Below are 21,022 nucleotides of genomic sequence, written 5' to 3' on the forward strand. Positions count from 1 at the left end.
GCCTCAGCGCATCCAGTTGCCAGCCGCCAAGGTTGACAACGCGCTGTGTGGCGGAGGGCACAAAGCTGCGCGTGCCGTCGGACAGCGTGAAGCCGTCCGGCAGACCGGTCAGCGTCAGCACCAGCGTCTCCGAGCCGTCGTTGTCGACGAGGCCGGCAACGATGGTGTGCAGGGCCAAGGCCACGTCTTCCAGGCCGGTGACGGTGTTGCCCGCGGTGACGCCCAGGGTCGGCGTGTCGGCCACGGCGGCGATGTCGATGACGAGGCGGGCAGCGGGGCTGTAGAGCTCGCCGTCGAAGGCCTTGAAGCCGATGCGGGCGTAGTGCTCGCGCTGGTTGCCTTCACCGGAGCCGAAGTAGCCGGCGCCGCCCGTGGCGTTGGCTGCCGGCACAAAGCGCAGGCCGCGCGCGGCCAGGTCAGCCTGGCTGAAGCGCTCGCCCACGGCGACCGCCGCCCAGCTGCCGTCGGCCTGTTGGCGTTGCAGTTCGCCGTCGGCGGGCAGGGCGGTGATCTCCACCTGCAGCAGATCGGGCCGGTTGTCGGGATCGACGACGGCGAAGCTGGCCCAGCTCAGCGCCAGGGCCTGGTCTTCGGTGCCGCTGGCCTGGCCGTTCGCGGCTGTCGGGGCGACGTTGCCAGACGGTTCGTCAGCCAGCGTGCGGACATCGCGCACCGTGATGTGGCTGTCAGCCGCGGCAAAGCCCAGCAGGTCGAAGCTCAACAGCACCGACTTGCCCGCCAGTTCTGGCGCGAGCGTGACGAAGTAGGTCACGCTGCCATCCGTATTGGCCTGCTTGCGCACGCTGGACGCCAGGCGCTCGACGGCAGCCAGGCCATTGCGGGCGGTCTGGCGATTCAGCAGCGCGTCGGAGCCATTGAGGTCCACCGAGCCGACCACGGTCAGACCGGTGTCGGCATCCAGCAGCGCCACTTCGAACGCATCGCCCGGGCCACCGGCGTTGGCCTGCAGGCCTGGACCGGCAAGCGTGAAGCTCAGCAGCTTGTCGTTCGCTCCGATGGCAAAGCCTTGCAGCAGGCGTGCCTGACGGCCGCCGGTCTCACCTAGCGTGGCGCCGTTGGCCGAGAAGCTGACGTCGCCTTGAGTCGTCCAGCCGGCGCCGTTCGGCACGCCGGAGGTGCTGAAGCTGCCGTTGAGCAGGGCCGCATTCACGGCGGTGGCGAACTGCGGCGCCGCGGTGTTGCCGTCGCTGGCGCTGCGGCGCGCGGCGCGGTTGGTTGAGGTCGTGCGGCCACCCGCCGGCAGGCCGGGTTGGGTTGGCGACGACGGATCCGCCGGTGAGTCGCCATCGGAGGCAGCCTTCAGCTCAGCGATGCGTTGAGCCATCCAGGCCAGTTCGGCCTCGGTCGGCAGGCGGCGCTCACCCGGCTGCAGCGTGGCCGCCATGAAGTCGGACGAATCGCCGCTGTGCTCAAGACCCAGCACATGGCCGTATTCGTGCAGCAGCACCGAGAGCAGATCCATCTTGCCGTCGGCGGCGCTGCCGGCCTTGGCGCGCCAGATGGTTTTGTCGGCGGTGGGGAGGAAGTCGTCGGCGTTGTCGAGCGGCGTGGCATCGAGGTACCAGCCGTGACCGGCTGCTCTCGGATCGACAGTAACAGTGGCACCTGAATCCTGCGAATTTGTACTCGCAAGAATTGCATTCTCTAAAGATCCAACGCGTAATGCTCCCATTTGGAGTAGCTTTGAAAGCAATAGGCTCTGCCCACTTCCCAACCACTTTCTTACCGTCTCAGAACTGAAGCTGACGATTTCCTCTAGGCGATCAAAAGCCCATTTGGATTCAGAATTGCTATAGCTGTCGTTGGTGCCTGCTGCGTCGTTATCGGTATCGCAGGTGGCTCCGCCTTGTGATTTCGAAATAACGTTGATTTTGTACGATAGACGGAATGTTTTATCGTTGGCTTTGACCTCAAATGTCACGTGATCAGTGCCGTAGAAATCTTTCTCAGGAGAGTACGTGAAAAGTTGGAAGCTTGCAGATGGAAACTCTGATCCATTCTTGACCCAAACGTCTCCCAAAATGCTTCCGTGCGCTGGAGGGTTCGCAACGACCGCTTCAATCGTGCCGGACGGCTCCACGTCATATTTATATTTGAGAGCCGCCATTATGGCGGACGATGGGCTTATGTATTTTTCCGCGCTGTTGTTGTCGTTGATTTTTATTTCGGAGTGTGGATTCTCTGCCTCATGGCATAGACTGGCCATGTCAATATTTATTTGTCGTTCGATTGAAGGCGAAACGGTGCTGGCAGTCAGGTTGGCAGGAGGGCGTGGCGGCGCAATACGCTCCAGTGTCGGTGGCTGAAGATATACGTGGAAATGATGCTTGTGAGGGTCGACGTTTTGAACAGTAGGGCGTGTGCCATTTGTAGGATAGCCCGCTACGAAACCGAGGTGGGTAAGGGCATATCTCATGTCTGCGTAGGTATTTAGCGGGTCAGTGCCCCCAATCAATACGCCATTGACAATGCTCGACGTTTGAGCACCGCCGCCAAAGAGCGCATTCAACGTCGTTAGTTGATCAGCAGCATTTTTCTCGCGCAAGAGTGACGCGGATAGGTTGTCGCGTGAGCCGCCGTTTGCAGTAGTGAGTGTCGCCGCATAAAGCCGGGCGAATGTGGAGAACGCTTGATCTTGCCTATTGCCAGCATCGCTGAGGAGCACTGCAATAAATTGGGCAGCCAGGTTGTTCGTCCACGCTCCTGGACCATTGTTCGGGCTTATTGCCTGGACGCTCTGCCTAGCGGTTGCAGGTCCTGTACCTTGCGCGGTGTCACCTACCATATGAGAAATCCCGACGTCCAATGCCATTCCCAAATCATGTGAGCCATGCCCAAAAGGCGTATAGCCATGGTTCGCATCGGTTGCACCTGTCATTCTTGGTCTCGGAGTCGCAACGAACCCCTGCGGTGCAACGATGGTTTGCGCAACCATCAGGTCGCGCGCCCAACTCGTGCCATAGTGTTCAATATTGGTGTCTGGAGGATTGCCATCTTGGCTTGCATTCCACCCCGGGGTGGTGTTCAAGTCCATCCAGTGAGGGGCATTGTAGGCATTTAGCCAATTCGTAATATCCACTCCATTGCGGATGACTAACTGCTGAGCTGCTTGCGTGATGGTGGTGTAGTAATTGGCGCCGCCTGTAGCCGGAACCTTATTACGGTTGCTATCCCGTGCAGGCGTGGTGGCGAGAAAGCGACCATAGCCAGCAGCGCCGTAGTGGACTACCTTATTGAAAAGGTAAGCGGCGTGTGCTTCCGCGTCACCAAATACTCCGTTCACCTCAAAGCTTTGCAAAACATTGCCTTGAGGTGAATTAAACGGATAAGGTTGGGATATGTTTGGCGGCGGCGGGGGTAGCTGAACCTCGTTCATGCCCATTGCGGGAAATCCCAAATAGGCAAGACGCTGCTCAAGCCTGAAGGCATCAAGCCTATTGTTTAAATCGCTATTGGCGGTGACTTGTGAGTTCAGCGTGATTTGGGAGTATCCAGGGTTATCCAGAGGCCTATCGCCAAAGAAGGATGCTCCATGGATAGCATCTTTCGCTTTGATCTCTACTTGGACCGCTTTCCAATAGTCGCCCCACTTGAATCTCAGGGTAAATGTGGACGATTTGTCTTCAAGGCGATCGCCTCGACGCAGACTGGTTAAATCTGCAGGCAAAAGATTGGGGACGAAAAATATCTTTCCGGTTGCTGTGTAATCGGCTACTCGCCCGCCTGCATTGTAGGAGAGAGGTGTGAAACGTCCACTGTCTGTATTGTCAATCGAGATCATTCGAACTTGACTTTTTTGGCGTGTTATATCTGCAATATTAAATGAATCAATATTTATATTGCTGATATCTCCTCGCAGAGCTTCTAGTTGTCGTCGGTTACTGTCGAATTGAGCGCGATCTGCCGCTGACATCTCCAGCCGATCTCTATTTGGCAAAGTTCGATGATCCCCGGCAGCGGCGGCACCATAGCCTTGCTCACGTGCTATTGCATCGAGTGCTAGGGCAATCAGGTCGACTTCAATAACGTCGCCCATATTGCCAATTTTATTGGCCCAAAGCGCATCTGCATCGAAATACGTTCCAGCCGGCACGCCCTTGGCTGCATTTCCATTTGAATCGGTGATCAGTTGCTCGGCTTTTTCCGGCAGCTTGATATGTTTCCTGAGCCGGTCCTGTTCCGGATGGGCAATGGCCGCCGCGATGAGTTTCTGAACATCCCAGGCCCCACTCATGTGCTCCAGTTGGCGTGACCACATGTCACGCGCGCTGAAGCCGCCTTGGAGTTGGCCCAGCAGCACTTTGTGATCAGGGGAGAGGCTCAGATTGATGATGCCGTAGCCGTCCAATGGCAAGGTGGCACCCATGTACTTGGGTTCACCCTTAAGGCCAAAGGGATCCTTGACGATGCCCAGCTTGCCGCCAACGGCCACCTTCTTTGCGTCCACGCTGCCACCTACCGCCAGCGGGAAGCCCTTTGGCGTGAATACGAAGTTGGGCACCGCGAATTGGGCGTTGTAGAGGGGGTCACGGAAGTTGTAGTTGTCGTCCGCGACGATGGCGTATTCGTTGCCATCGAACTCGACCAGCACCGCGCTCTGCGCGCGCTGGATGTCAAGCCGGTCGATGACAACGTCCTTGTCGTACTGCGCCATGCGTACGGCTTCCAGCTTGGCGCTCTTAAGTTGCCTGGTTTCTTCGTCACGTGTGATCGTGAGCGTCCCAAGCCCCCGGGTGTAGTCCATGACGTCGCCAATGAGGAATCGATCGGCATCTCGCGTTGCCGTGACGACTTGGGGTGATTTGCCGGAGAGTCCGTCGCTGGGAAGCGTTGCGATGATCGGTTCGTCGATCTTGCCGGTGCGAAGGTCCAGAGTGTCGAGGTCGAAGACGAGGACATTGCCGCGCTTGTTGCGGTCTCCCATGCCAACGGAGTTCGCTTGAGTGGGTGCGGCGACCACCAGCGTACGGCCATCCGGGCCAACGGCCATGCCCGAGACACCGAAGGGCGTGCCGCTCAGCACGCTGCTGCCGATGCTTAGAGTGACTGGCTTGCCGTATTGATCGCTATCCGTTGACGTGTTGATCGCTATCAGGCGGTAGTTGCCTGCCGCACTACCTGCCGCGCCGAAACGGTTGCCCTCGCCGACGATGAGCAGATCGCCCACTGCCGCCAAGCTGGAGATGTTGGGAGCGTCGATGGGCCGCACGGAATAGCCATCCATGCGCCAGCTGTCTAGCACCCGGTATGTCAGCGTGTCGATAAGCCAGACGATGCCCTTGCCGGCGACAAAGACCGTCGTGTTGTCGCTGCTGTAAACAATGGGCTGGACCTTGCCGCCGGTCAAATACTGCTCGAGATTGAAGGATTCCAGGTGATCAAGCAGCGTGGTGGTCCCCAGGTTCTCGCGGATGCCGTTGGTCTCACGCACGAACTCGATGCCCGTGCGGGTGAGCACGGCGGCCATGTTGGGGACGGGTTCCAACTGGCCGACGTTGCCCAGCACTTCGATGGGCTCGCCATAGACCCGACGTCCATGTGCATCCACATCGAATATCTGAACTTGCCGGACAAGCTGCCAACGGATCTTGCCCAGCGGCGCTTTGGACAAGGCTCGGCTGAGGGCGGTGATCTCACCTTTGCCCAAGCTGGTGTTGACGATGTCGGGTGACGTGACGCTGACGGTCATGCTCGTTGCCGAGCCCAAGGCTGCACGGTAGTCGACCCACTGCCCGCTGGGCAGATAGGCCCTGACAACGAGATCCGAGGGGAAGTTGTTGCCTGACGTCGGGGCAACCGTCGTGATCGTCACGTTGCCTTCGCCGTCTTGGCTGAGCGTGTCGATGGTTGGCGCTGCCACGTTGCCGTAGGGTGTCTGGACTTCAGGCGCCGGCGCGAGGCTCATCACGGTCTTGGTGCGACCTTCGACGGTGACCTCGTCGAAATGCACATCGACGAACTGCGGCTTGCCGAAGTGGTACTTCAGCGCGGAGGCTTGCCGCGCTCTCGCCGCAACGATCATGATCATTTCGATGGTGGCTGCTTCCTTGAGCAAGCCGTAACCGAAGGTCATGCCTGCCATGCTCAACAGGATGTTCCCCATGTCCGGCACAGCCTCGAACGCGTTGGCCGGAATGCCGGGCAGCTTCTTGCAGAGCAGGTACTCGCCGCCGTCTTCCAGCGTGGGGTACGGCGGGCTCGCGGTGCGAATGACACCGTCAGCGCCAATGAAGGCGTTGTCCACGACCCACCAGGTGTCCACCATGCCGGTGGGCGTTTCCACCTGACCCTTGCGGAACATGAGGACTTCTTCCCCGGCCGTGAAGTGCGGGTTGCCCTGCATGGGCACTGCCAACTGCAGTGCGGCGTTGGCACTTTGGCTGCCGATGTCCAGACGGAAGGCAGCGATGGCCTGCAACGTCTCCGGCGCCGGCGGCGGCAGGCCAAGGCTTTGTTCGATGGTCGAGATGTCGATGCGCTCGATCTTGACTGCGACGTCCTCCTTAAGCGCGCCTGCACCGATGAGCACCGTCTCTCCGGTCGGCGCGGCCACGATGCCGCCCTCGGCTGCCTGCACAACGATGCCTGCCGCAGTGGCGATCTGCGCCGTCTGCACGCTGACCCACATGTCCTGCTGACCCACCACCTGCCAAGTGATGTGCCCACCTAGGTCGTAGCTGCTCGCCAGATGGATGATGCTGATGGTGACGCGGCCATTGCTTCGTGCAGTGATCAGGCCGTCTGCGCTGACCGTGGCGACGCTGTCGTCGCTGGACACGTAGCGCGTGCCGATTGCAGCGTGGACATCCAGGGTCTCGCCTGTGTCCACGTCGGCCACCTTGACCTTGAGCTGCCGTGTGCCGCCCGGGGTCAGGCTGATGGTGCCGGGATAGACGTCCGGCTCGACGACTAGCGGCTCGGGGGCCTCGCCCATGTCTTCGCCGTATTCATCGAAGACCGGGTTGATCGACTGCGCCACGTTGAGCATGGAAACGGCACGCACCACGCGCCCATCGATGTCTCGCCTTTCCACCTGCACCAGCGCCGGACCCGCCTGGCGCGCCAGCACGCGGTCATGCGCATCGTCGATGTCGACCGCATTGCCCATGACCAGGCCCTGCGGCGTCAGGTCCAGCGCGCTGAGCTTGAGGTAGCGCGCGTCCGTGATGGCCACGCCGCGCTCATCTTCGAAGTCCGCCGTGACCCGCACGGCCAGGCCCTGGCCGGTCAGCAGCGACACGATGGGCTGCAGGTGCAGCGCCAGCAGCTTCGCACCACTGACGTTGAAGTTCAGCGTGACCGGGGCGCTGGCGCCGTAGCCGTCGTCGGCCTGCAGCGTGATGGAGCCCAGGCCGGCGTAGCCGGCGTCGGGTTGGAACTCGACGCTGTGGCCGTCGGCGCTGAGTCGCGCCTGGCCGTGCTGGCTGCCGAGGATGCGCCAGAACAGGCGGTCGCCTTCCATGTCGAGCGCCGCCGCCTCCAGGCTCAGCGTCTTGCCGAGGTCCACGTGCGTCAGCACCGGGGTGCTGCTGGCCACGTTGACGGGGGCGAGGTTGGCGCGCCAGCCGTAGTTGGCGTACAGGACCTGGCGGTCGCTGTCGTTGGCGGCACCGTCGCCGTTCAGGTCGACCGCAGCGGCGGCGAAGGCGGCTGAGTCGCCACCATCCACCTTGCCGTCGCGGTTCAGGTCGCCGGCGACGCTGACCTTGAGGTCGGCTGCACCGCTGCCGCTGAGGCTCAGCAGCTTCAGGCCGGACGCGGTCACGCGGATCAGTGTGACGGTCTTGCCGCCCTGGCTGGCCTGGCCCAGCACCGTGGCGCCTTCGACGGCGAGACTGGTGCCCGCCGTGGTCTCGACGGCGAGGACGATGGCGCCGCTCGCGCCGGGCGTCTTGACCGTGCTGGCCAGTTCGCTGTCGCGCACGACGAAGCTGAAGCGGGCGGGGGTGCCCGCCGTCAGGCTGCCGGTCCAGGTGTTGGTCGGCGCGGCAGCGCTGGCCAGCCAGCCGGCGGCCGTGCCGAGTTGCGCGGTGATGGCTTCGTTGATGACCGAGCCGTCGGCGTGGTAGCCGATGGACTGGTTCAGGTCGGTGGCGCCGAACAGGCTGCGGGCCAGGGCCAGGCGGCCCTGGGCGTCGTAGCGGTAGACGAGGGCGGCATCGCTGCCGCCGGCCTGGCGGCCGAGCACGCGCTCGATGCGGCCTTGCGTGTCACGCTCGAAGCTGACGCGGGTGGTCGGGTCGCTGCTGCCGACCAGAGCCACGCCCGCGTCGGACACCAGCCATTGCTGGCCGTCGGCGAAGCGCACGCTCTGCACCTGGCCTTGGGCGTCCAGGCGGTAGCGCGTGCCATCCGGGCCGGTCAGCTCGTAGCCGCTGGGCTGCCAGGGCAGGCCGGTGCTGCGGTCGAGCAGGCGTTGGCCTTGGGCTTGCAATGCGACCGGCACGGTCGGGTCGGCATCCAGTGCGGCCAGCGTCCAGCCGGCGGTGCTGCTGGTGAAGGCCGGGCGCAGCACCTGCGGTGACGTCGGGTCGGTGGACAGCGGCTGGCTGGTGGTGCCGAGGCCGAAGCTCAGGTACTGCGTGGCGGCGTTGGCCGTGGACAGGCTGGCCGGCACTTGCAGCCAGACGCGCGCGCCGGTCAGCCAGGCGGCCGAGGCGCCGAGCGCATCGCTGCCGGCCTGGTCGTGGGTCAGGCGGGTGTCGAGCAGCGGCAGCGTCCAGTTGCCGAGGTCGCCCACGCCGTTCACATCGAGGCTGCGGGTCAGTGCCAGGTCGTGGTTGCCGAGGCGGAAGACCGCGTCGGTGGCTTGCGCCTGCACCAGTTGCTTGGCGGCGGAGTCGATCAGCACGCGGGTGGTGATCTCGGTCGTGCGGCCGGCGAGGTCCCAGCCGCGCAGTCGCAGTTGGTACACGCCGTTGGCCCAGCGGGACGGATCCAGCGTGGCCAGCGTGACGTCGGCATTGACGACGGCCCCGGCCGCATCGGCGCGAGCCAGCGTGCGCCAGGCGGACTCATCCACCCGGTCGCCGTTGGAAGGCGCGGCTTCGAGCACGTAGCCCATCAGCTGCAGGTCGGCGATACGTGCGGTCAGCGCGGTGGTGCTGCCGACGACGATGGGTGCGAGGTTGCCGGTGTCCAGCGCGCCGCTGAAGACGAGCTGGGGCGCCGCGGTGTCCAGCGGGTCGCGCACGCGCACGGTCTGCTTCGTCGTGGCGGAGAAACCGTCGGCGTCGATGGCCGTGACGCGCAGCTCGATGAGGCCGGGCGCAGTGGGCGTGATGCGCACGCGGCCGAGGCCGTCGAGCGTCACGGGCGTCCAGTCCGCCTGGCCCGTTCCTGTTCCGATCGCCGCGCCACGCGCCATCACGGTGATGCTGGCGATGGGGCTGAAGGCGTCGGCGCGCACGGTGGCGAGCACGACCTGGCCGGGCAGCACGGGCGTGCTGGGCGTCAGGTTGACGAGCAGCTTGGGTGCGTTCGCGTCGGCCTCGGCCACCACGCGCAGCACGAAGCTGCTGGTGGCGGTGTTCTTGCCGTCGCTGACCGTGGCCGGCACGGTGAAGTCACCGATCTGGCCGGGGCCGGGCGTCCAGTTCAGGCGGCCGTTCGCCGCGTCGTAGACGGCGCCTTCGGGCAGGCCCTGGAAGCTGATGTTCAGCGCCGCGGTCTGCGTGGCGCCGTCGGTGTCCAGCACGCGCAGCGCACCGGCGGGCGCACTGGCGCCCTTGACGATGGGCAGCGAGAAGCTCTGACCGACCAGCAGCGCGTGGCTGGCTGTCGTGATCTCGGGCGGGCGGTTGGCGTCGAACACGCGCACCTGCACCGAGCGCGTCACCGTGGCCTGGCCGTCGGTGGCGCTGAAGTTGAACGTGAAAGCGCGGTTGATGGCCGTGGCGTTGTTGACCACGTCGGCATCGGGCGTCCACTCGAAGTACCCGGTGGTGGGGTCGAACACCACGCCGCTGGGCGTGTTGGCGTCGTAGATCAGCGCAAAGCGCGTGGCGTCGTTGTCGCCGTCGTAGGCGCGGAGGTTGAAGCTCAGCGTCTGGCCTTCGGGCACCAGTTGCAGCGGCAGGGGCAGCAGCATGGGCGCCTGGTTCACGTTGGCGACGACGATCTCGACGTCGCGCGTGAAGCTGGCGCTGCCGTCGCTGGCTTTCAGCTTCAGCAGGTAGTGGCCCGGGGCCACGCCGTTCTGGTTGTCGCTCTGCGCGGCGAACGAGCCGGGCGTCCAGCGCAGTTGCAGGCGCGTCTGGCCGCCGCTGCCGGCGCTGGGCGTGAGCTGCATGCCGCTGGGCAGGCCTTCCACGGTCCAGTCCAGCAGGTCGAGGTCGGTGTCGATGCCGGCGAGGTCCAGCGTCAGCGGCGCACCTTCGTCGACCTTGACGACGGTGCGGTTGCCGGCGAGCGGGTCGCCCTGGATCGCGCCGCCGGTGGCGGCGACGGCGAACAGCGTCGGTGCCGCATTGCTGGCACGCACGACGATGCGCAGGTCCTTGACGGAGACGTTAGGGGCCGGCGGGTTGTTGGGGTCGATCACGTAGCCGGCGTCGGCCGGCGGCAGGCCCGAGTCCGTGACGGCCAGGCTGATGTCGAAGTCGCCGGTGGTGCCGACGGGCGGCGTCCACACCAGCGTGGCGTGGCCGTAGCGCGGATCGGTCTCGATGCGTGCGCCGGCCGGCAGGTTGGTGGCGGCGTAGTTCAGTGCGTCCTGGTCCAGGTCGGACACGAGGATGGGCAGGCGCAGCTCGGTGCCGGCCACGGCCACGACGCGGCTGGGCAGCGTGATGACGGGCGCCTCGCTGGGGCTGCGCACCGTGAGCACGAAGCTCTTGCCGGCGGCCAGCGCCTGGTTCTCGTCGCCGTCGCCGTCGTCCTGCACGACGACCGTGATCGTGTAGTCGCCGCGTTGGTTGGCGCCGGGCGCGAAGCGGATCACGCCGGTCAGGCGGCCGTTCTCGCTCAGCGTCTGCGTGTAGGTCGCGAAGCTCGGCAGGCCCTGGAAGGTCAGCAGCAGCGGGTTGCCGTCGGGGTCGACGGCCTCGACCGGGATCTCCAGCACCGCGCCGCGGTCGACGAAGGCGTTGGCGATGTCGCGGAACTCGGGCGAGCGGTTGGCGTTGCTGACGACGAGGGGCAGCACGATCTGGCTGACCTGCGGCTGGCCGGTGCCGTTGCCGTCGTCGGTGGCCGTGACGGTCACGTAGTAGGTGCCGGCCTGGGCGTAGCCGGGCGTCCACAGGATTTCCAGCGTGTCGGCGTCGAACGTCGCGCCGGCCGGCAGGCCGGTGACGGCGTAGCTGACGCTGGCCGTGCCGCTGCCGTCGAGCGCCGGGCTGCCGGGGTTCAGGCGGAGCTTGGGCTCGAAGTTCGGGTTGTCCGGGTCGAAGGCGAACACGCTGATGCGCAGCGGCTGGCCTTCCAGCACGCCCCAGGTTTCCACCGGCGCGAAGACGGGCGCGCCGTTGGTGTTGACGATGTCCAGCTTGAGTTCGCGTTGGACCGAGGTGGTGGTGACGGTGCCGTCCGGCGCCGTGAAGAAGGCGGTCAGCGTGATGGGCAGGGTCAGCTGCCCGGCCTGGGCATAGCCCGGCGTCCAGGCGAACCAGCCGGTGTCGGTATCCAGCGTGGCGCCGCCGGGCAGCAGCGGGGCGTCCCATTGCAGCTTGACGCTGCTGCCGTCGGCCTGGCTCAAGCCACCCGGCACGCTGCCAGGCAGTTGCAGGCCGAAGCGGTCGCCCTCTCGCAGCACCTGGGTGGTGAGCGCCGGGAAGACAGGGGCCGGCCAGCCCTGGGTCACCGTCAGGTTGAAGCGGTAGCGCACCTCATGCTTGCCGTCGCTGGCGATGAGGGTGACGTCCTTGTACTCGCCGGCCTGGTCGTAGCCCGGCGTCCAGCTCAGCAGGCCGGTCCCGGCGTCGAAGAAGGCGCCGGCCGGCAGGTTGCGCACCAGGATCGTGACGTTGTCGCCATCCGGGTCGCTGGCCAGCAGCGGCAGCTTCAGGCTCTGGCCTTCGGCGAGCTCCAGGTCCGAGATCGTGGCGATGACGGGCACGTGGTTGGCGCCGGCCACGTCCAGCGTGAAGCGCCGCAGCGCCACGCCGCCGCGGCTGTCGATGACGCGCACCAGCACTTCGTTGTCGGCGCGGTCGGTGGCGGTGGGCGTCCAGTGCAGCTTGGCCTCGTTGCCGTAGCCGCTGGCGCTGCTTTCGACGAAGGCGTCCTGCATGATCGACAGGCCCGCGGGGCCGCTGACGATCTCCCAGTAGAACAGGCTGCCATCGGTGTCCAGCGCAGCCAGGCCGGTGGACCAGCTTTCGCCGGCACGGGCCGGGGGCAGGGCGGTGGCGTCGAGGTCCACGCTGCCATCGGCGGCCAGCAGGCCCAGCTCGGGCGGCGTGTTGTCGTAGGGCACGGCGTAGACGCCATGGCCCAGGTTGAACTTGACCAGCTGGCCCGAGCCTGGCGACGTGCCGAAGCTGGACGCCGCGCGCACCTTGACGGTCTGGCGCGCCAGCGTCTCGCCGGCCTTCAGCGGCTTGCTCTGCAGTGCCGCGGTCAGGTCCAGCACCCACAGGTTGGCCTGCGCACCGTCGCCTTGGCTCGCGCCCAGGATGTCGTCGCCGAAGTAGCGGCCCGGGTCGAGCAGCAGCATCAGCGGGCCGCGCAGGTCGTCGGTGCCGAGGTTGGTGATGGCGACGTCGTAGCTGATCGTGCCGGTGAGCCGGTTGGCGCGCGTGTCGACGAAGTCGATGCGGACCAGGTTGGAGATGTCGGTGACCGCCGTGAAGACGAGGTTCCAGGCGGTGACCAGCTGCACCTGCTGCGCGCTGCGCAGGGTGTCGGCCACCTCCAGGCGCCAGCCGCCCGCAGGCAGGTTGGGCAGCGTCACGATGACGCTCTTGCTGGCGGCGTCCCAGCGCAGGCCTTGCGGCGCCAGCGTCAGGTTGCTGTTCACGCCGGTGGCGACGAGGCGGTAGTTCGCCGGGTTCAGCACCGAGGACGGACTGGTGGCATCGGCACCGTCGGCACCGGTCCACATGGCCTGGTCGAAGCTGATGGCGAGTTGCGTCAGCGGCAGCGGGATCAGCGCGCCGTCGGCGATGCTGGCCGACACGACGGTGGGTGCCTTGACGGGCGCGAGCTCGTCGATGCGGTGGGTCTCGGCGACGAGGATGCGGCCGTCGGCGGTCGCGACGATGCTCTCGCCGCGCGTGCCGCCGTCGGCGAGCTTCAGCGCGCGGCGGCTGGACAACTCCACCGCCCAGACGGCGCTGCTGTGTGCCACGGTGCTGCTGCCGTCGCTGGCGGTCGGGCGCTGCGGCGTGTTGCTGCTGGCCAGCAGCAGGCCGGCGAGGCCCGTGCCCGCCTTGCCGAAGGTGATGCTGTCGACCAGGCCGGCGAGGCGGTACTCCAGCTCGGCACGGCCCTTGGTGGCGCCGCTCATCGGGAAGCTGATGATGTCGGTCGTCGCTTCTGGCAGCGCGCCCTTCACGTCACTGCCGGTCCAGCGCACGGCCCACAGGCGTGCGTCAGGCCCGAAGGCCAGGTCGCCGACGCGGGTGTTGCTGAAGTGGGTCCAGGCGCGCGCCGCCTCGGCCTTCGGGTCGAAGATCTCCACGCCGTTGCCGCTGGCCACATAGATGAGGCCGGTGCCGGGCTGGATGGCCAGCGCGTGCGTCAGCGGCTCGCCGGCCGGCGCACGAGTGCGGCTGATGACGGCGCCCGAAGCGGCGTCGATCATCATCAGCTCGGCGCCGGTCATGACCCACAGGTTGCCGACGGCGTCGACGGCCATGTCCATGATGGCGGCCGTCGTCGTGAACAGCGGCTGCACCGAGCGGCCGCCGTCCTTGCCAAAGCGGAAGACTTCGTTGCGCTCGCTGCCGGCGCTGGCGAGCACCGAGCCATCGGCCAGTTCGACCATGGCGAGCGCACCGATGTCGCCCTGGCTGCTACCGAAGCCGCTGGCGAAGCCACGCAGTTGCAGCGGCGCGAGCACCGATTGCAGGTCGCTGCCCAGGCCGCCGAGGGCCGGCGTGATGACGAAGCCGGGCAGGCGCTGCGCGGCTTGCGTGAACAGGCTGCTCGAGGTGTAGCTGCGGTCCGGTGCGGCGGCTGGCAGTTCGGCGCTGGTGTCGAGGCTGTCCGTCACGCCCAGGCCTTGCTGGGCGGTGTTGCGGCTGCCGTCGTCCGGCAGCACGGCATTGCTGACGCTGGCGGCTTCGCGGTTGCCGGCGTTGTCAGTCGCGACGGCCAGGAACTCGTAGTGCTTGCCGGCCTGGCCCGTGAAGATGGCGGTGCTCTCGGCGCCGGCCACCTGCTTCTGCCAGATCTTGAAGTCGCCGCCGTCTTCGGCGACGTAGACGGTCACGTGCTTGACGCCCGAGGCGTCGTCGGCGGCCTTCCAGTTCAGCTTGAACGTGGGCTGGCCGCTGGCGTTGTTGCCGTTGCTGGTCACGGTCAGCGTGGTCACCGGCGCGTCGGCATCCAGCGTGTGGCTGATGGCCGCGCTGGCGATGGGCGGCGTGGCGTCGAAGAACACGCGGGCCGCTGCCGAGATGCTGGCACCGGTCTTGGCGGTGTCGCTGGCGCGGATGGTGTAGGTGACGAAGCCGCCGCCGGTCTTGCCGTTGGCGTCGGGCGCGAGCAGGCCGCGCGTGGCGTCGTGCAGCACTTCACCGGTGTCGGGGTCGATGGCCTGGAGCAGCCACGTGGCCACGCGGGCTTCGGCGTCGATGCCCGCGCTGACGCGCAGCACATAGCCCTTGCCGGCGGCACCGCTGAAGTTGAAGTCACCCTGGAAGACGGCCTGGCCGGCCGGCACGTGGATGTTGATGTCGCCGATCTTCAGGTCGCCCAGGCGCAGGCTGCGTGCGTCCAGGTCGGGGTCGATGGCCGTCACCAGGCGGACTTCTCCCACGGGCGCATTCGTCGGGTTGTTGAAGGTCAGCGTGTAGGGCAGGGCGTAGTCGGTCGGCACATAGGTCGAGCCGTTCGCCGCGGGCAGCACCTGCGGGCCGCGCACGCTGATGGTGGCGCCGGCATTGGCCTGCGCTTGGGCGGCCTGCTGCAGGTAGTTGGTCAGGTTCAAGGCCTGCGGGCCGATGGGGCGGAACTCGGCGTCCAGCACGCCGATGCGGCGCAGGTACTCGAGCTCGGCGCGGTTGCCGGCGAAGACGTCGAAGCTGATGAAGTGGGTGGACTGGCCGGCGTGCCGGTCGTAGTCCGCCGCGTTGGGCGCGACGGGCACCGGCACCTCGACCCAGCTGCCATCGGCGAGTTCGCGAACTTCCTTGTACTCGACGGGTGCATGTGCGGCGTTGACGTCACCGGCGAACTTGGCCGTGTCGCCGTACCACTGCTGCACCTTGGCGAAGAAGCCGAGCAGGTCGGCCTGCGTGCGGTAGCTCTCGCCGCCCTTGGCCAGCAGGATGCCGGTGGCCAGCGTGGCGTTCAGGCTCAGCACCAAGGCGTCGTTGCGGATGGCCGGGGCCTGGCCTTCGGGGCGCAGCAGGCCGGCGACTTCGAGCGCACCCAGCCAGCCCTTGACCCACTGGGCCTCGTCGGCGGCCAGCACGGCCAGCGTGCTCGGCGCGGTCGTGTCGGCCAGGATGGCCGTGCGCAGGCGCTTGGCGTGCGCCGTCTGCTCGGCGACGAACTCGGCGCGCGTCAGCGTCGTCACGCTGGCCAGCGTGTCGAAGCGGAAGGACATGGCCATGCCTTCCTCTTCGGTGATGTGGCCTTCCTTGGCGAGGAACTTCTTGGTCAGGCCCTGGGAGATCTTGTCCAGGCCGGTCACGCCTTCATCGAGGATGCCGGAAGCCTTCCAGTCCGGGCGCAGCGCGTAGAGCTTGTCGCGCAGGCCTTCGAAGTCGTAGTTGATCCATTCCTGCAGGCCGGGGAAGGTCTGCACCTTGAAGGTGGCGCCGGCGAAGCCGTTGGCGGCCAGGTCGAACACGTAGCCGGGTGCGAGGTTCCAGCCGCTGGTGTTGGTCATGCCGTCCAGCGAGGCCCAGGGCACGTCGGCGCGCACGCCGGTGGTGGGCGTGGTGCCGTAGGCCTGGTTGTTGCCGTTGCCGGCGGCAATGGCGCCGTCGGGCCTGCCGCCGACGTTGGTGCCGAACACCACGTAGGGCAGGTTCAGGCCTTCCAGCACGTCCTTGCTGTTGCCCATGTCGCTCGCGCCCAGGTCGAAGCGGATGTAGGGCGTGTCGACGTTGGTGACGCTTTGCAGGCTGACGCTGTAGGTGGCGGCGTCGCCCGGCTCGATGTTGCGCGGGCCGCCGATGCCGATGGCGGCGTCGACCTCGATCATGCGTTCGACCAGGTAGCGGTAGGGCTCGACGACGCGCGAGCCGTCGGGGTTGGTGACGACGACGTCGAACAGCCCCATGGGCACGTGGCGCAGGTCGAAGATGGCGCGGATGTGGGTCGCGTCCAGCACTTGCCAGCGCTCAGGTTCGATCTCGAACTCTCCCGGGCGTGCCAGCTTGACCAGGGCGCCCGCCGCGAAGCGGGCCCCCTCAATGTCCATGGTGACCCAGCGGTGGTCGTCGTCGCCGACGCCGCCCTGGTCCGGCGTGACCTTGGTGATGGACAGCGGCAGCAGGTCCGCACGCAGCGTGACTGGCACGGCCTGCGGTACCTGCGTGGACGAGCTGTCCTCGCGTGAGCGCACCAGGATGTAGTAGTCACCAGCCTTGGTGGTGGGCACCAGCAGCGTCTGGTCGGGCGAGACGGGGTTGCTGTAGGCCACGTCGAACGCGCTGCCCGTGGGCACCTCGTTCCAGCGCACGAAGACCTCGTTGGCGCCGGTGGCGGCCGTCGAGTCCAGCAGCACGCGCAGCGTCTCGCCGGCGGCCACGCTGACCTTGTAGATCTGCGTCTGGCCGGTCGTCAGCGCCGTGGACAGCGTCTGCCCCACGGTCAGGCTGGGGACCTCGACGCGCAGGGCCGCGCCGGAGGCCACGCGGTTGTTGGCCTCGCCGGCCGGCAGGTTCAGGCCGGTCTCGGTGTAGGTGATTTTGCCTTCGAAGACCTCGTTGTAGAGGTCCGGGCGCACGATGACGCGCCAGCTGCCGTCCTTCAGCGCGGGCAGCTTGGCCTTCAGCGTGGCGGTGTAGGTGCCGTCCTGGTTCAGGTCGCCGACGTGGGCGACCTTGCCGAGCTGGATGTCGTTGAGGTCCCAGGCGTTGTCGGCGGACAGGTACAGCGCATCCGTCCAGCGGCCGTAGGCCGGGTTGATGGACGTGTTCTGGACGGTGAACGTGATCTCGACTTCGTCACCGACCTTGGCACTCGACGGCACGACGACGTTGGTGACGACGAGGTCCGCCGGTGGCGGCGTCTCGATGCGCATCGGCTGGATGGCCGCGGCGCTGTTGTTGTCGTCCTTGCCGAACTCCAGCACCTGGCCGGTTTCGCCGCTGCTCCAGATGCGGGCCGGGTCGGTCACCACGAACACGTAGTAAGGCCCTTCCAGGTCGCGCGGCGCGGTGTAGGTCAGCGAGCCGGTGTAGCTGCCGCCGGCGGTGAGGCCGCCGCTGTGCTGCACGTAGCCGAGGTAGCGGTCCTTGTTCAGATCCAGGAAGCGGTCCTTGGACAGGTAGACCATGTCGTACCAGTTGCCTTGGTCGGTCGGGGTCTTGCCGCCGAGGTTGTCGACCCTGTAGGCGACCGTGAAGTTCTGGCCTGCGATGACGGCGTCGGGCACCGTGACGACCGTGACCTGCAGGTCCGGCGGCGTGGCCAGCGAGATGGGCAGCGCGATCTTGGCGGTGTTGTTGGCCTCGTCCTTGAATTCGGGCACGCCGTTGCTGCCGCTGTCGCCGATGGTGGGGAGACCCGCGCGGATGCTGCTCGGCACGCCGCTGCGGTCGTAGCCCTGGAAGACGCCGGTGTCGGTCTTGACGATGAGCTGGAAGTCACCGCTGATGGACGTGGGCAGCGCGAAGGTGGCCGTCTGCGTGTAGCTCTCGCCGGGCTTGAGCGTGCGGCGCGGCTCGACGGGGTCGGTCGTCAGGTCGACCTGGCTGACGTGCAGCAGGCGCTCCAGGTCGCGGCCGCGGTCCACGAGGGCGTAGTCGCTGGCATCCAGCGTGCCGTCGCGCGACAGGTAGACACCGTCCATCCAGCCCGCCACGCGGGTCTCGCGGGTGCCGCGGTTGGTGACCGTCCACGTCGCCGTGATGGTGTCGCCGGAACCGGGGTTGGTGTTGTCGACCCGGATCGAGTCGATCTGCAGGTCGGGCTCCTGGTAGATGACGTTCAGCGTGCCCTGGCCCAGGTTGTTGAAACCGTTCGTGCCTTCGAACACGGAGGACGGGTAGACGACGTCGCGGCTGTAGCTGTTCGCGTCCGTGGGATTGGGCGTCAGCATCTCGTCCTGCGCCCGGTACATCCAGTCGTAGGCACCGAAGAAGGGGCTCAGGCCGGCGTAGTGGTAGGCGTCGGTGATGACGTAGACGTAGTACGGCCCTTCCGCGCCGACCGGCAGCTTGACGACCGCGCTGGCGGTGTAGCTTTCGCCCGAACCCAGCGTCGTTGTGTTGCTGCGCACGACCGAGGCCAGCTGCGTGGCGCGCGACGGGATGAAGGTCGGGTCGGGGCTGATCCAGACGTTGTCCAGCCAGCCCTTGGTGCCGGTCCACACCGCGGCGCCGAAGTTCTGCACGGTCCAGGTGACCGTGGTCTCTTCACCGGAGTAGTTGGTGTGCAGCGTGGTCACGCTGGTGACGCGCAGGTCGGCCGGCGCGTTGCTCACGTTGGATGCGACGCGGTTGACGTTGTTGGTCTCGTCGACTTCCGTCACGTCGTTGCGGGCGGTGTAGCTGTAGCCGGCATCGGTCTGCACGACCAGGTAGCCACCGCTGATCGACGGCGCGAGGGCGACCGTCTGACTGACGCTGTAGGTCTCGCCGTTGCCCAGGCCGCGCTGCTGCTTGAACTCGCCGAGCAGCCAGTAGACCCTGGCCTTGGTCGGGTCCGGGTTGTCCATCAGCCAGACCTTGTCGGTCCAGCTGCCGCCGAAGGCATCGCCGCGGTTCTTGACCGTGTAGCTGAAGCTGTAGTCGCCGGCAGCCTGCGCCGTGGCCGGCGCGCTGACGCTGGTGACGACCAGGTCGGGCGGCGTGATGCCCAGCACCGAGATGGCCCGGGCCTTGTAGTTGTTGTTGTCGACCTGCGTCGGGTCGTCGGGGTTGATGTTGTTGGAGAGCGTGTCCTCCAGGATCGCGTCGTAGGTGTCGCTCCAGACGGTGATGAAGTAGTTGCCGCTCTTCAGCTCGTCAGGAATTTGCGCGCTGATCGAGCCTTGGTAGCTCTCGCCGACGGCCAGGTGGCCGGTGTGCGTGACCTGGCCGATGCGGATGTCGCCCTTGCTCGGGTTCGGTCGCGTCTTGTCGACCGTCAGCCAGACGGTGTCGGTCCAGCTGTTGGTCGTTGCCGCGTCGCCGCGGGTGATGGCCGAGCCCTTGTTGGTGACTTTGTAGTCGACCTGGACGGCGGCGCCGTGCACGGCCTGGTCCGGCGCGACCACGTCGCTGGTCACCAGGTCGGCGAACGGGATCGCGTTGACGTGGATGCGCTGGGCGCGGGTGTTGTTGGCTTCGTTCGGGTGCTCGTCGATGCGGTTGGCACCGTCGGCCACCACGATGAGGTAGACGTCACCGCGGTAGCGGATGGGGATGTCGATGCCGCTGACGGTCGTCGTGTACGGATCGCCGCCCGGGCTCAGCGCCGAGGCGCTGTCCACACGGGCCAGCAGCAGGTCGTCGCCGCTGACATTGCCGTCCAGCGACAGGTAGACATAGTCCTGCCACTGGCCGGACGTGGCTTCCGTGCCGGTGTTGGCCACGGTGAACTTCAGGCCGGCGGTGGTGCCGGCGGTCACGTCGGCGGGCGCCTGGATGTCGGTGACGCGCAGGTCCGGCCGGTTGTTCAGGCGGACGGCGATCGCATCGGTGTCGGTCGTCGTGTTGTTGTCGCGCGCCGTGCCGTACTCGTAGACCTGCGGCTGGCCGTTGCTGCCCAGCAGGCTGTTGGTCGTCACGCGCAGGCGGTAGCCGCCTTCGATCTTGCTGGGCAGGCGGACCTGCTCGGTGCGCGAATAGCGCAGGCCGGCGTCCAGGCCGCGGTCGTAGGTGTAGGTGCCCAGCACGACGGTCGTGCCGTTGGGCGCCAGCAGCAGCACGGTGTCCTGCCACTGGCCGGCGGCGCGCGCCAGGCCCTGGTTCAAGACCGTCCAGCTGACGTCGACCAGCGCACCCTCCTGTGCCGTCGCGGGCGCGTCGAGGCTCTCGACGACGAGGTCGGGCGATTCGCTCAGCGTGACCGGCACGGTCAGCGAATGGCCGACGTTGTTGTCCGTGTAGATGAACTCGTAGACGCTGTTGTAGACGGCGGTCGCGACGTTCAGGTACCAGTCGCCCGAGATGCCATCGGGCAGGCGCACGTTGATGCTGCGGTTGTAGGTGTCGCCCACGGCCATCTGGCCGAGATGACCCGCCGTGCCGAGTTCGAAGCGCTGGCCGCTGCCATCGGCGTTGCGGCTCAGCCAGACGCTGTCCGTCCAGCTGGTGACGTTGGTGATGCCGATGCCGCGGTTGGCGACAGTCCACTGCACGGTCAGGTCACGGCCGCTGTAGGCCGTGGTGGGGGTGATGACCGATTCGACACGCATGTCGGCATAGGCCATGGGCATCACGTCGGTGGTGTGCCCGGCGGTCTTGATGTTGTTGGCCTCGCTGCCGTTCTCCCAGACGGCGCCGGTGGCGTCCGACTTTACGAAGATCGTGCCGTGGCGGCTGAAGGCCGGGCCGAAGCTGTAGTCCAGATGACCGGTGTAGCTGGCGCCCGCGGCCAGCGCGCCGTCGTGGGCGACGTTGCCCAGCACGATGTCGTCGCCGTCGCCCAGGATGGCGTTGGTGCTGTAGACGATGCGATCGGTCCAGCCGACCGAGCGGCCGGCGCCGACGCCGACGTTCTGGACGGTCCA

The 21,022-nt window shown here is 66.5% G+C and carries 1 protein-coding gene; it reads right to left on the reverse strand.

Annotated elements, in window-relative coordinates:
* Window positions 1–21,022: CARDB domain-containing protein (locus AC1D29_RS29065; protein WP_477904176.1), on the reverse strand; the 21,022-nt coding region annotated here is incomplete at both ends.

It is taken from the genome of Roseateles sp. P1_C6 (assembly GCF_056406315.1).